The organism is Paenibacillus auburnensis (genome assembly GCF_927798115.1).
Lineage (GTDB): Bacteria > Bacillota > Bacilli > Paenibacillales > Paenibacillaceae > Paenibacillus_AQ > Paenibacillus_AQ auburnensis.
The window spans coordinates 450,403-463,190 of record NZ_CAKMMG010000001.1 but is presented as its reverse complement, the minus strand read 5'-3'; the positions used below and the strand labels follow the sequence as shown (position 1 = coordinate 463,190).

Genomic DNA, 12,788 nt, shown 5'->3' with positions numbered 1-12,788 from the left:
GAATCCGGATATCCAGTTCATATCAGTCTTGGCGCCGGGGAGTCCTAGCTCCGTTCAGCCAAGGTCTTCGCTTGTTTTACAGCATCGTCCCACTCTTTTGCAGGGTCCGCTTTCTTTTCAATCACGTTTTTAAGCGCGTTTTTGAAGAAAGTGTCAGTCTGGTCATGCAGTGGTCCGTAGTATACCGGTTTTACGCGGTTTGCTGCTTTACCGAATTCAACCGCTGTTTGCTGGCCGCCAAAGAAATCATCTTTGAAATCTACAAATGCCGGATCTTCATACAGTGCAGGAATCGAAGGCATCAGACCCTTTGTCTTGAACGATTCGAGCTGATTGTCTTTGTTGACCAACCAAGAAATGAAATCATAGGCTTCTTTAGGATGCTTGCCTTCTTTTGGCAGGGTGATGAACGAACCGCCCCAGTTGCCTGCACCTTCAGGAAGCTGTGCGATTTTCCATTTGCCGGAGGAATCCGGAGCATTGCTCTTGATGTTACCGGCCATCCATGCTGGACCCATAACTACAGCGAACGAACCGTCGCTCATGCCTTGGCCCCACTCAGGCGACCACAGCAGATAGTTGCTGATCCAGCCTTCTTGAATACCTTTAACGGTGAAGTCATAAGCCTTTTTCACTTGCGGATTGGTGTCGCCGATGAATTTACCGTCAGCTTTGCTGAAGTAGATTTCATCTGCAGACTGGTCACGCAGTGCGTTATACGTAAGATCGGTCAAATCGGAGAAATATTTGCCGGTTTTGTCTTTGTACGCTTTGGCTACAGCCGCGAATTTGTCCCAAGTGTCGATAGCTGCGCTGAATCCTTCCGGATCACTTGGCAGACCGGCTGCTTCAGCCAAATCGGTACGATAGTATACAACTGTAGGGCCGATATCTGTCGGAAGCCCAAGCTGGAAGCTGCCGTCGATGGAGGAAGCCTGCTTCCATTTCCAGTCCAGATAGTTAGCCTGAATATCTTTGGCACCCAGATCATTCAGGTTATAAAATTTGTCCTGAGCACTGATAAAGCGCTCCATGAAACCGATTTCAAGCTGGAAAATATCAGGTGCGCCTGAACCGGCAGACAAAGCAGTCGTCAGATTGTTGTGGTGTGCCGTCTGGTCACCGGTATTCTGAATTTTGATCGTTACGTTCGGGTGCTCCTTCGTGTACTCGTTCGCCAGATCTTCATAGTTGACGTTACCGAGTGTCCAGAACGAGAGCTCCACTTTCTCAGCCGGCTCTGCGCTTGCTTCTTCTGTTGCCGGTGCATTAGTGCTTGCTGCGTTGTTACCTGTATTTTCTTTCGTAGCATTGTTTCCTGCGTTGTTGTTGCCTCCGCATGCTGCAAGTGAACCTACAAGCATGATGGACGCAAGCGTCAGCGCCAGGTGCTTTACTTTTTTCATTCCTTTGTACCCCTTTCAAAGGTTTCTCTTACAAGACTTAGTGTAACGTAGGAGAAATCTTTTTTTGAGGAGTCAAACTTCCGATTTGAGGTGGAAATACTTACGATTACGATCAAATGTGATTACGTTTACACTGCAGACAGCTATTCTTTTGGGCTAACGGATTGGATTTATCCCTCCTCCGCAGGTATACTGGTTGTATTTCCAGCTATTATTTGCCGCTAAAAGGAGAGTGCTCTCATGCCTATCAACCGCCCGCTTATGACCGACAGCGATTTACAGGAAGCGATTGACCATAAACTGCCTGTCCGGGTCTTTGAGGATGATCATCTGGTGAATTCGGGGGCAACGGTTGTCCGCTTCACGGATTCGGACGTAGTGATTCAGTCGCGGGTAAGCGACTTAACTTATTATTCCCGCCGGACCTGCCAGTTCTTCGAGGTCAGACCTTAGACTATGAAGGGACAGGCTGCAGGTACCTGTGAATTATGCGGACGTTCACCACTGGCTACTACAGTCCATCATCTCACTCCCCGGGAAAAAGGGGGCGCAATGCAGCCCACTGCGCTGCTCTGCAAAGCCTGCCACCGGCAGATTCATGCGCTTTATACTAATTCCGATCTTGTCCGGATGGACCTGACCACCATCCAAGCCCTGCGTCAGGACCAGCAGATTGCTGCATATTTGAAGTGGATAAGCAAACAACCCCCGGGAGCCGAGCCGAAGCTGCGCAAGTCACAGAGGGTCCGGAGCAAACGGTAAGACTAGCCCTCTGCCTGTTCAACGGATGCCAAGAAACTGCCGTTGATTTCACTGCCCCGAAGTCTACAGAAGCACAAAGAAGCCGGACACGTAGCCCTATTTGGCCAAATGTCCGGCTTCTATTCAATTTCATGAATATTCTGCGATATTTACTTCGTTGTTCTCCAGGCTACCGCTTCATCTGATTCTGGACCTTCAGCTTCTCGTTAAGGATATCCTGGAAGCTCTGCGTCTTCTCATCTGTTCTGGACTGCTTGGGCTCGATGACAGGTTGAGGTCTAAAAAACTGATGATTGAAAGCCATAAGATTATGTACTGTCATGCTCATAATGGTTCAGCCTCCTTCCGTAATCTGCACCCATTTTCGTGGTTGCGCACTTTCTTATCCCTTAATTAACCCCGAGTTTCCAATCCTAAACAGTTTTTTTGCATTTTTTTTGCATTTCCCAATAAAAAAAGCTTCAGACCGTTTATCCGGTCCAAAGCTATAATAAATTCTATTTCATAGCAGCCCAGGAGGCTTCATTCAATTGTTCCAGCTCCTGCTTCTCCAGCCGGAAGCTCATGGCTCCGATATTCTCCCGGGCGTGCCGGACCTTAGAAGCACCAGGAATGGCTACCACCGTATCCCCGTGATAATAGATCAGCCAGTTTAGAGCAATCTGGCCAGGTGTAACTCCATATTTTCCGGCAAAGACGGCAAGAAGATCAATCAGTGGCTTGCTGCGGGCCAAGCTCTTCTCATCGAGGCCGGATTGCATCCTCCGCAGGCGGATACCGCATGGATCTGTGCAGGGTCATTATGGAATCGACCGGTCAGAATGCCCTGCTGTAACGGGGAATAGGCAATAATTGAAATACCGAGCTCCTTAGCGGCTGCCATCGTGCCGTTCTGGTCAATATTGCGGTGCAGCAGATTGTATTTCACCTGGTTCGAGACTAACGACAAGCCGTATTGCTGGAGCAGGCGGTGTGCTTCCGTCATCTGTCTGGCCGAATAATTGCTTACGCCAACATAACGGATTTTGCCTGCTTTAACTAAACCGGCCATCGCCTTCATCTCACTGGCGATGGAAGACAAAGAAAAGGGCTGGTGAATCTGATATAAATCAATATTACGTCCGCCCAAACAGCGGATACGTTCATCAATGGTAGAGGTGATCGACCCCGCTGTGCGGAGCATCGGCCACCACTTGGTGGCAATCAGCGGTGTGGCATGGATGCTGCCCTCGCGCTTCAGCTGGTCCAACACATACGCAAGCGCCTGTTCCGATTTGCCGCCCCCGTAAATTTCCGCTGTATCCACCCAGTTCATGCCGCCCTCCAGACTCGCCTTCACAATCTCGAGGATATCCGCATCCTCAAGATTACTCCAGTACTTCCCTACAATTCCGCTTCCCCGGCTGAATTGCCAGCATCCGAGGCCCAGCGGTGAAACCTCCAGATCCGATTGTCCCAGCTTGCGTAATTCGATTGATGATGTCACTGTACTCATTCTCTTATCCTTCTTTCATTATATAGAATATAAAGCGTCTTCGTATAGAAATGACATCGTGGAATATGGCAGAGATATGGTATAATTACCCTGCTCTGCAGTTCGATGTTAATCGAAATGCCAATCCGGAGTTACCATTTTAACGGAGGGAATTCATGTTTAAAATCTTGGGCTTTTTACTGCTATACCGTCTGGTGGGCAATCCTTTTCTTGCCTTGATTGTTTTGCTGGTGATTCTATATTTCCTGGACCGCCGTTACGTCGGCATCTTCCCCAGCATCACCAGACCCTTCCGGCGGAGCCGACAAATTTCCAGACTGCGGACGACCATTTCGCTCAATCCAAACGATGTCTCCGCCAAATTTGAACTGGCCCGGCTACTTGTAGAACGCAAGCGGTACAGCGAATCCAAAGATCTTCTCCTGCAGATCACCGACCGGTATGAACAATCCGCCGAATATTGGGTGGAGCTCGGATACGTGAATCTGAAGCTGGGTCTGATGCCGGAAGGTGAAGCTCAGATGCTGCAGGGACTTGAGATCAACCGCAGGGCACGATACGGCCAGCCTTATCTCCAGCTCGCAGAGACGTTCCGTGGTGTAGATCAGGACAAAGCGCTGTACTACGTGAGCCAATTTCAAGAGATTCAGTCTTCATCCAGTGAAGCCTACTACCTTGCCGGCTCTATGTATAAGGCACTCGGCAGGAATGAGGATGCCAAACGGGCTTTTGAGGAATCAACGGCAATCTACCGCTCCCTCCCGAAATACAAGAAACGCCAGGAACGCGGCTGGGCACTGCGCAGCTTTTTTGCAAAGATGCGTTAAGGTATGCACTGCTACATAACTCTATGCTTTGAAACAAGAACCTCTGAGTATGACTGGGACACCAGTAATTCACAGAGGTTCTTTTTGCTGCTTATTTAGAAGGAAGCCGCCATTTACATATGCAGATCATGCTTCGTTGTCTCTCCGCTGTCCTTAACGCCAAACGGCCACCAGTTCGCGCGGCCGAACATACGGACCATAACAGGTACGAAGAACGGCAGGAAGACCAAGGCGTACAGGGCAAGCCCCGAGAGTACCACAGTGGCAATCTGCATCATCGACAATACGCCGGATGGATACATGGAAGCAAAGGTGCCTCCCAGTATGACTACCGCTGACAGGATAACCGTACCCATATTGCGCATCGCATGCAGAATTGCTTCACGAACATCCCATGTTTTGTTCTCGTTAAAACGGGCCATCAGGAAGATACTATAATCCACTCCTAATGCAATCAGCATTACGAAGCTGAAGAACGGTGTGGTCCAGGTAATTCCGGAATAATCCAGCAGATTCACGAAGATTGCTTCCGTTATGCCTAGCGCCGTAAAGTAAGTGATTACCAGTGATACAATCAGATACAGCGGCATGATTACCGACCGCAGCAGCAATACGAGAATGATAAATATCCCCGCAAGCATCAGCACAACCGTCCGTGTATAGTCCTCATTAGAGATCTTTTGCAAATCGCTGTAGGTGCTGGTTACACCGCTGATGGCCGTCTCGGCATTTTCCAACTTCGTGCCTTTGACCGCACGGTCCACTGCCGCTTGAATATCTCCCATACTGTCAATCGCTTCAGAGCTGTAAGGATTATAAGAGAATACAACATCCAGCGTCATTACCTTGCGGTCATCAGACAGATAAGTGTCAAACACCTGCTGCATGCCTTCGGCTTCCAGAGCTTCCGCCGGAACAAAGAATCCGCTCAGCTCATCGTCTTTGGCATCCTGAATCTGCTGCAGGTAATCCTGGGCAGAACTCAGGCCCGTGGTGATCTGCTTAAGGCCGTCCGCACTGTCGCTAAGTCCGCTGGTGAGCTCGCCAATCTGCCCGGTCAGCTGTCCAAATCCGTCAGCCAGCTGCTGTTGTCCGCCCTGCAGCTGATCCAGCCCGCTGCTGATCGACGGAATCTGGTCCACAATCCGGCCCTGGCCGGCTGCCGCCTGGTTCAGCCCTGTCTGCAGCTGTCCGATTCCGGCCACCAGCTTCTCAAGACCCTGGGCAAGTGCAGTCTGACCTGCCGCCGCCTTGGCATAACCGGCATTAGCTTCAGTCAAGCCTGCCGATGCGCTTTGAAGCTGGCCGGAAATCTGGCCGAGCCCTGCTGCAAGTTGTGAAGCACCTGTGCCGGTTTGAGTGACGGTACCTTTGATTGTCTGGTAATTCATATCTTGAAGCAGCTCAGGATGACTGCCTTCAAGGCCGGTGAATGAAGCATCCAGCCCGGTTAATGCGGAAGCTACACCTTCAAGCTGTGTTTGCAGCCCGCCAAGGCCTCCGTCAAGCGCAGTCAACCCTGCGCCAATCTTCTTATAGCCTTGGAGCAGCGCAGCATTCGCATCTGCCAGCTGCTTCGCACTGGCTGCTGCCTGGGCCAGACCGGCTTTGATCTCTCCGGCACCTGCTGAGCCGCTCTTAATGCCGCTCTCAATCCGGGAGAGGCCGTCTCCCAGTGCAGCAATGCCCTGTTTGAGCTCCGCCGTTCCTTCCGTCAGCTTCGCACTGCCGGATACAGCCTCCTGGAGCTTCGGTTCATTGTCGCTCAGCTGCTTACTTGCTTCCGCAAGCCCTGACTGGATCTTGTTCAGTCCGTCATTGCTCTGATCCAGACCATCTGACAGGGTAGCGACCTGGGTCGGAATCAGGAAATCATTAATTTGTTCCCCGGTTGGACGTGACATACTGCGTACGGACTTGACACCATCCACCTTTTCCAGCTCACGGCTGATTTTTTCAGCTAAGCCCATATATTCCGAGCTGTCCATACGGTCGTCATTTTTAATCACGATTTTACCCGGCATCGATTCACCCGGGCCAAAGCTCTCCGAAATGATATTAAAGCCTTTTACCGAGGCGTAATTCGGGCCGATTTCATCCATGCTGTTGAAAGACAGCTTCCCGTCGTAAGTAACCAGGAACGGAGCAACGACAGCCGCTACAATCAGCAGCGCCGCCCAAGGTCTTTTCAACGAGAAGGAACCTGCCGCTCCCCATATCCGGCTTTCACTATGCTCCAGCTTGCTGCTTGAAGGCCAGAACAGCTTTTTGCCCAGGACGGCCATAAAGAAAGGAACTACGGTCACTAGGGCCAACAGCATTACAGCGATCCCTACCGCCACGGCCACCGCTGAACGGTACAGCATGAACTTCGAGAGGCCGATTGCCAAAAAGCCGACGAACACAGCAAGACCCGAATAGAACACCGTGCCTCCTGCCTTGCGGTAAGTTGAGATAATGGCGCTTTTCGTATCTTCTGCAGTAGCCATTTCTTCCTTAAAGCGGCTGATCAGCAGAATACAGTAATCCGTCCCGATCCCGAACATCACGGCGACCATGAAGATTTGTGTGAAGGTCGATAATGGGAAGTCAAAACGGTCAACCAGGAAGGATACGATCGACTGCGATACAATATAACTCAGTCCCACCGTCAGCAGCGGCACAAACGGCGCGACGAAGGAACGGAACACAACGAACAGAATCAGCAGAATAAAAATAACGGTAATGTATTCTGATTTCTTCAGGCCGGCTTCCGAGCTGACAATCGTATCCTCGGTGATCAGCCCTTCACTGGTCAGATAATGATCGGCAGTGACATCTCCGAGCAATTCATCCACCTTATCCGGCAACGCTTTTACCTCTTCCTCTCCGCCTTTTACAGACAGTGCCACCATGATGGTATTACCGTCTTTGGCAATCAGCGTATCCGCCAGCTCTGACTGCGAAAAAGGATCTGTTATGGAGTCAAGCTTAAGTGCCTCCTTATCTCCAGCCAGCTTCTCCACGCCTTGTTTGATGCTCTCTTTATCTTCGGCGCTAAGTCCCTCCGGCTTATTGAACACAAGGGCTACCTGATGCAGCGTCTCTCCGCCCTTGGCAGCTGCGACCTCCCGCATAATTTCGGCTGCACGCGAAGAGGTATATCCGTCCGGAACGGAGATTTGCCCCTTCTCGCGAACCAGGTCAGACATGGCCGGTGCAGTCATGAATAACACAACAGCGACGGCAAGCCAGACTGTTATCACAGCCCATCTAGCTTTCAGTATGGTCTTCAATCGTTTCTACCTCCTGTTTCTCCTGCATTAAAAATGCCAGCTTCTCAAACATGGTGATGAATTTCTCGATATCCTCCTCTGCAAAATGAAACAGATATGGAGAAATCACTTCCTTTACCTGCTTATCAGCTACCTCAAACCCCTGTTTCCCTAGCTCCGTCAGCGACAGATAGACCAGGCGCCGGTCATTCTCATCACGGGTCCGTTCAATCATCCCTGCCTCCACCAGACGGTTAATAATCGCGGTAATCGAGCTTTTTCCGACACATACGGCTTCCGCCAGATAGGTGGAGGTACACATCTCCTGTCCCTTGATCAGACGCAGAATCATAAACTGATCATTCGTCAATCCTTCCAATATCCGCTCCTTGATTCTAGTACTAACCTGCCTTGTCACTACCAGGTAGGCATCCAAATAGCGGTTGATCCACTGCTCCGCCTCTTTATCCACCACTCATGCCCCCTCCAGCCATTAGTTCACGTATAGAATAGTTTCACAGTAAAACTATATTGTCATCAGCCTAAAAAGTCAACCCGGCACGGCTCCTTTCTGCGGATTCTTTCACTCCCCAAAAACAACAAAAAAGCTACCCAGGAGGGGCTCCCGGATAGCTTCATTTGAACGGCACCAGCGGAGTGCCCTTTATTCTTCGTCCTCAGTCTCTTCTACTTCATACACACAGCGGAACATCTCAATGCCCGCCGGATTCTCGCCAAGACTGTACACCATGAAACCCAGCGCACGGTAAAAATCCGCAGCAATCTCATCTTCAGTCTCTGCAAGCAAGTAACGCGGCTGACGGGCAGTCAGCAGCTCAAGAATCATGCCGCGTGCATAACCCTTGCCTCTGTTCTCAGGCAGAACAGCAATGTGGCGGATGTCCAGTGAACCGTCCTCGGTCTCTTCAAAGCCTACCAGGCCTAGCAACAACCCCTCTTCTTCCCAGCCGCACAGCTGCAGCGCAGCATGCTTGCTGTATTCGGCTGAAGCGCGCCACAGCGCATCCGGTTCATCGATAACGGCGTAAGACAGCAGCTCATCCACTTCAGCTGTTCCGACGCGCTGCTTCAGATCTATCAGCATAAATGTTAATCCTCCTAAATGTGTTTATTGATACGAAGCAATAAATATCCTAACCATACACCTATTAGATTGAGCAGCAGATCATCAACATCGAAGCTGCCGACCCGCAGCAGCATCTGAAAAATTTCAAGCAGCAAAATACTAGGAACTTCCCATAAGGTCAGTATGAATAAGGAACGGAATTTTCTCAGCAGCAACGGGAATAACACGCCAAACGGAATGAATACGGCCACATTGCCAACGAGATTAATCAATCTGCCGGTGACGGATACTCCGTTATCCAAATTAAAATATAGCTTTACGGTGCGAAGCAGCTCCAGATTATATTTTAGCGGCCCCTCCGTCCGGACCGTTCGTCCAAAACCAAGAAACATCCAGTATATCACAGCTGCACTATACACAAACAGCAGCATCCATTTCCCAAGCTGCAGCCGTGGACGGATCTGTGAACTGCCGGTACGTGAAGGACTGCTTCGTTGTTTTCGCGGTTTAGAGATGGGTCTCACCTTCGATAATTTCGATGCTGCCGTCATTCTTGCCGATAATCGCCATGCTGGCGATTCCGATGAACAGCCCGTGATCCACCACTCCTGAAATGCCCTGCAGCGATAAGGCCAGTTCAGGAGCGGAAGCTATAACTTCAAACCGGCAGTCGGCAATATAATTGCCGTTGTCCGTCTTGTAGAGCTCATCGCCGCTTCGGCGCAGCTCCGGTTTGCAGCCGAGCTTCGCAAGCTTCGCGACCGTCCATTCCCAGGCAAAGGGAACGATCTCTACCGGCAGCGGAAATTTACCAAGCGTCTGCACCGCTTTACTCTCGTCGGCAACAACAATCATGCGGGTACTGCCCATAGCTACGATTTTCTCGCGCAGCAGAGCCCCGCCTCCCCCTTTAATCAGCTGAAGCTCCCCGTCCAGTTCATCCGCGCCGTCAATGGTCAGATCCAGGCTGTCAATATCACCAAAAGCAACCAGTGGAATCCCCAGCTCGCGCGCCTGATCCTCGGAAGCTTGGGAAGTGGCGACAGCGGTAATTTTCAGACCCTGCTGCACGCGCTCTCCCAGCTTACGGATGGCCCAATAGGCGGTAGAACCGGTACCCAGTCCCACCTTCATACCGTCCTGCACATATTCCACGGCTTTCTCCGCAGCCAGCTGCTTCACATTGACACTCATTTTAATACCTCCATGTTATCCGTTATAATGAACTAATCATGACATTAATCTATAATCACCAGGAGGATTCCGGATGAGAACCGAAAATCAGATTCAATCCAAAATCAATGAACTAACGCTCCAGCGCAGATCTCTGGAGACCCGCCTTGCCCCCCTTGAATCAGACAGCCCACAGCGGGAGAGCCTGAACGCGCAGATCGGCAGACTCGAGGATATGATCCTTATGCTCGAATGGGTATTGAATGCACCCTCCGGCAGATACCATGCTTAACCGCGGTTAGGACAATATTTTGCCGTAGCAGAGGCTGTCCGGATCTCCAATATATTGACCGAACAGATCAATCGGCCGATAGCCGTGTTTTACGTAAAGTGCGATAGCTTCCGGCTGCTTAATTCCCGTCTCCAGCTTAATCTCCCCGCAGCCGGCAGCCATCGCTATGGCCTCCAGGTAGAGCAGCATTTTGTTCGCAATCCCCTGCTTGCGGCTGCCCGGATCCACGTAGAAACGTTTCAGTTCCATGACCTTGCTCTCGCTGTCAAGCGGCCGCAGTCCTCCGCAGCCCACCGGTTTCCCGCTGAGATAAGCCACTACAAAGGTCATTTCATGAACTTTGGGATCGGAGAAATCCACAACATAAATCATTTCATGAGGATACCGCACCTTTAAATCTTCGTCCAGACGGCTGATCAGCCCGTGCAGGTCCTCATTCTCAGGATTGACTTCAACAAATTTCACTTCAGTAACAGATGACATCTCCCGCTTCCCCCGTTTCATCCGGCATTCCGGTTTCTTTACATATAACTTTTAAGCGTTTCCTCATACAGCTTAGCATTGTCCTGCTCGAAGCAAATAAACGCAATGGTCTTCAGCGGCAGCACCTGGGAATCCCTGTCAGACACATATTGGACCACGGTAGAAAGCGCCGTCTGGCAGGCCAGCAGCTTAGGGAAATTATAAACCCCCGTGCTAATGTTCGGAAAAGCAATGCTTTGCGCGCCGCGGGCAATAGCCATGTCAAGGCTGCTTATATAACATTTGGCCAAAGTTGCGGCCTCCCCTGCACCGCCGCCTTTCCAAATCGGTCCGACGGTATGTATGATCCCCAGGTACGGTAATTTTCCTGCAGTGGTAACAGCAGCTTCCCCCGGCAGGATGCCTCCCTGCTTCTGGCGGATTACCGCACATTCGGCAGCAATTTGCGGCCCGCCTGCACGATGGATCGCACCATCCACACCTCCGCCTCCATACAGTCCCGAGTTAGAGGCATTCACAATCATATCGCCTTGCCAGGTCGTAATATCACCTACACTGACTGAGATCTCTACATGATTAATATGAATCTGCATGTCCGGTTTCCTCCTTTACCGTAGCCTCCAGATTTACGATCAGCTCTTTCTCGCCTTTGCGGGCAGCTTTATCAGGAAATCCGGAATGCTCCATCAGCACACCCTGGATAGCAGCCTTGCGGATATTGTTCACCATCCAGTTTTGTGCGTCCCAAAGAATCATTTCTCCGGTACCGGCCGGTACACGGCATAGGGCAAACGTTGTTCCGGTTTCTCCCGGAGAAAGCTGCTCACCCGGCTCCGATAACACTGTGTACTGAAATAGGGGGACAGCTTCAGGTCTTTCTTCATTCTCCAAAAATCGTTCATTAATCACGGAATACATCAACATCCCCGTGGGGACCGCAGTGCTGTCAGCTTCCTGTTCAGTGATCAGCCTGCTGTTCTGGTAGGCGAGAAGTCCGGCAGTTGCCAGCAGAAACAGGGCAACTCCGGCAATTACAGTTATCATCACTGTCACCAGCCATTCGCAACTTTTTAAGCAATACCGTTTCTATATTATCATGGGAGGAACGTGCCGGGAAATGGTCTAAAGGTGGAATTCATTTTTTTCTAAGAGGTGTTCTATAAAGTTATTTTGAAATATTCATATTAACAGTTGAAACTTCAGGTGGCATGATACATAATGAAGTTATGTACAATGTTTGTCAATCCATATGAAATCAAGGGAGGAATAATTTACAATGAAATTTTTCTTGGATACCGGAAACATTGAAGAAATCAAACGTATTACCCGCCTCGGATTAGTGGATGGCGTGACGACTAACCCGTCGCTGATCGCCAAAGAAGGCAGACTGTTCAAAGATGTCATTAAAGAAATCGTTGAGATTGTACCTGGTCCTGTAAGTGCAGAGGTTATTGGCCTTACAACCGAAGAAATGCTTAAGGAAGCCTTCGAAATCGCAGAATGGGCACCTAACGTAGTAATTAAACTGCCTATGACCGAAGATGGACTGGCTGCCTGCTACGAGCTGACTAAAAAAGGGATCAAAACCAACGTTACCCTCATATTCTCCGCCGCTCAAGGCCTGATGGCCGCCAAAGCAGGCGCAACTTATATCAGCCCGTTCGTTGGACGTCTGGATGATATCGGTGTAGACGGTATGAAGCTGATCAAGGATCTCAAAACCATCCTGACCAACTACGGACTGTCTTCTGAAATTATTGCTGCCAGCATCCGCAACATCGCACATGTAGAGGAAGCGGCCATTGCCGGAGCGCACATTGCAACAATCCCTGGCTCCCTGCTCCCTTCCCTCTGGAAACACCCGCTGACTGACAGCGGTATTGAGCGTTTCCTGAAAGACTGGGAAACTGTTCCGCAGGCGGCTAAATAATAATCAAAGCTAACAACAATTAAGGCACCTCTCAGAAACTATGTTGGATCTTATGTAAGATCTGATATTTTTCCGGGGG

At 50.4% G+C, this 12,788-nt stretch carries 17 protein-coding genes; 5 read left to right on the top strand and 12 right to left on the bottom strand.

All coding sequences use genetic code 11. The features are described 5' to 3' along the window. Positions 1 to 44: 44 nt before the first annotated feature. Positions 45 to 1,406 (bottom strand): ABC transporter substrate-binding protein, encoded by a 1,362-nt coding sequence (locus L6H70_RS02115; RefSeq protein WP_236329301.1) that lies wholly within the window; start codon positions 1,404 to 1,406, stop codon positions 45 to 47. Between the two features lie 240 nt (positions 1,407 to 1,646). On the opposite strand from L6H70_RS02115, the gene L6H70_RS02110 reads away from it, so the two are divergent. Both L6H70_RS02110 and L6H70_RS02105 read left to right on the top strand, forming a co-directional pair. Next, entirely contained in the window at positions 1,647 to 1,859 is a 213-nt protein-coding gene (locus tag L6H70_RS02110; RefSeq protein ID WP_054940297.1) for a hypothetical protein, read from the top strand. Positions 1,860 to 1,862: 3 nt separating this feature from the next. Beyond that, the gene (locus tag L6H70_RS02105; protein WP_236329299.1) at positions 1,863 to 2,168 is read left to right on the top strand and encodes an HNH endonuclease signature motif containing protein; all 306 of its coding nucleotides are present in this window, start codon (positions 1,863 to 1,865) and stop codon (positions 2,166 to 2,168) included. 169 nt (positions 2,169 to 2,337) lie between these two features. Here the strand turns inward: L6H70_RS02105 and L6H70_RS02100 are convergent, their stop codons facing one another. The 3 genes from L6H70_RS02100 to L6H70_RS02095 all read right to left on the bottom strand — a co-directional run bounded on the left by L6H70_RS02100 (position 2,338) and on the right by L6H70_RS02095 (position 3,663). Further along, positions 2,338 to 2,496, bottom strand: a complete 159-nt coding sequence (locus L6H70_RS02100) for a hypothetical protein (RefSeq protein ID WP_167347611.1) — start codon at positions 2,494 to 2,496, stop codon at positions 2,338 to 2,340. A gap of 169 nt (positions 2,497 to 2,665) precedes the next feature. Next, positions 2,666 to 2,902: an aldo/keto reductase gene (locus tag L6H70_RS28785; RefSeq protein WP_341482687.1), complete on the bottom strand. Its 237-nt coding sequence runs from the start codon at positions 2,900 to 2,902 to the stop codon at positions 2,666 to 2,668. Further along, positions 2,881 to 3,663 carry an aldo/keto reductase gene (locus L6H70_RS02095; protein WP_341482686.1) on the bottom strand — a complete coding sequence of 261 codons (783 nt, stop codon included), beginning with the start codon at positions 3,661 to 3,663 and terminating at the stop codon, positions 2,881 to 2,883. Before L6H70_RS02095 ends, L6H70_RS28785 begins: the two co-directional genes overlap by 22 nt. 155 nt (positions 3,664 to 3,818) lie before the next feature. Between L6H70_RS02095 and L6H70_RS02090 the strand changes: the two genes are divergently transcribed. Beyond that, complete coding sequence (locus L6H70_RS02090; RefSeq protein ID WP_236329297.1) at positions 3,819 to 4,490, top strand: tetratricopeptide repeat protein; 672 nt, start codon at positions 3,819 to 3,821, stop codon at positions 4,488 to 4,490. 113 nt (positions 4,491 to 4,603) lie between these two features. Here L6H70_RS02090 and L6H70_RS02085 read toward each other — a convergent pair whose 3' ends face one another. The 5 genes from L6H70_RS02085 to rpiA form a co-directional block, all read right to left on the bottom strand. After that, a complete protein-coding gene (locus L6H70_RS02085) occupies positions 4,604 to 7,765 on the bottom strand; it encodes an MMPL family transporter (protein ID WP_236329295.1) in 3,162 nt (1,053 codons plus the stop codon). Continuing rightward, complete coding sequence (locus tag L6H70_RS02080; RefSeq protein WP_236329294.1) at positions 7,743 to 8,216, bottom strand: MarR family winged helix-turn-helix transcriptional regulator; 474 nt, start codon at positions 8,214 to 8,216, stop codon at positions 7,743 to 7,745. Before L6H70_RS02080 ends, L6H70_RS02085 begins: the two co-directional genes overlap by 23 nt. Positions 8,217 to 8,408: 192 nt before the next feature. Beyond that, positions 8,409 to 8,849, bottom strand: a complete 441-nt coding sequence (locus tag L6H70_RS02075; protein WP_236329291.1) for a GNAT family N-acetyltransferase — start codon at positions 8,847 to 8,849, stop codon at positions 8,409 to 8,411. A gap of 14 nt (positions 8,850 to 8,863) precedes the next feature. Next, on the bottom strand, positions 8,864 to 9,355 hold the full coding sequence (locus tag L6H70_RS02070; protein ID WP_236329289.1) for a VanZ family protein: 492 nt from the start codon (positions 9,353 to 9,355) through the stop codon (positions 8,864 to 8,866). After that, positions 9,339 to 10,025 carry a ribose-5-phosphate isomerase RpiA gene (gene rpiA / locus L6H70_RS02065; RefSeq protein WP_236329287.1) on the bottom strand — a complete coding sequence of 229 codons (687 nt, stop codon included), beginning with the start codon at positions 10,023 to 10,025 and terminating at the stop codon, positions 9,339 to 9,341. The genes L6H70_RS02070 and rpiA overlap by 17 nt, the downstream gene beginning before the upstream one ends. Before the next feature lie 73 nt (positions 10,026 to 10,098). Between rpiA and L6H70_RS02060 the strand changes: the two genes are divergently transcribed. After that, the gene (locus L6H70_RS02060; protein WP_236329285.1) at positions 10,099 to 10,296 is read left to right on the top strand and encodes a hypothetical protein; all 198 of its coding nucleotides are present in this window, start codon (positions 10,099 to 10,101) and stop codon (positions 10,294 to 10,296) included. A 6-nt stretch (positions 10,297 to 10,302) separates the two neighbouring features. Here L6H70_RS02060 and L6H70_RS02055 read toward each other — a convergent pair whose 3' ends face one another. From L6H70_RS02055 to L6H70_RS02045, 3 genes are read right to left on the bottom strand one after another with little or no spacing between them, the layout of a single operon-like run. Beyond that, positions 10,303 to 10,779, bottom strand: a complete 477-nt coding sequence (locus L6H70_RS02055; RefSeq protein ID WP_236329283.1) for a GNAT family N-acetyltransferase — start codon at positions 10,777 to 10,779, stop codon at positions 10,303 to 10,305. Between the two features lie 38 nt (positions 10,780 to 10,817). After that, the gene (locus tag L6H70_RS02050; RefSeq protein ID WP_236329281.1) at positions 10,818 to 11,372 is read right to left on the bottom strand and encodes a macro domain-containing protein; all 555 of its coding nucleotides are present in this window, start codon (positions 11,370 to 11,372) and stop codon (positions 10,818 to 10,820) included. Then, complete coding sequence (locus L6H70_RS02045) at positions 11,356 to 11,826, bottom strand: hypothetical protein (protein ID WP_236329280.1); 471 nt, start codon at positions 11,824 to 11,826, stop codon at positions 11,356 to 11,358. The genes L6H70_RS02050 and L6H70_RS02045 overlap by 17 nt, the downstream gene beginning before the upstream one ends. Before the next feature lie 229 nt (positions 11,827 to 12,055). Between L6H70_RS02045 and fsa the strand changes: the two genes are divergently transcribed. Then, positions 12,056 to 12,709 (top strand): fructose-6-phosphate aldolase, encoded by a 654-nt coding sequence (gene fsa / locus L6H70_RS02040; RefSeq protein ID WP_206104535.1) that lies wholly within the window; start codon positions 12,056 to 12,058, stop codon positions 12,707 to 12,709. The last annotated feature ends 79 nt before the right edge of the window (positions 12,710 to 12,788 follow it).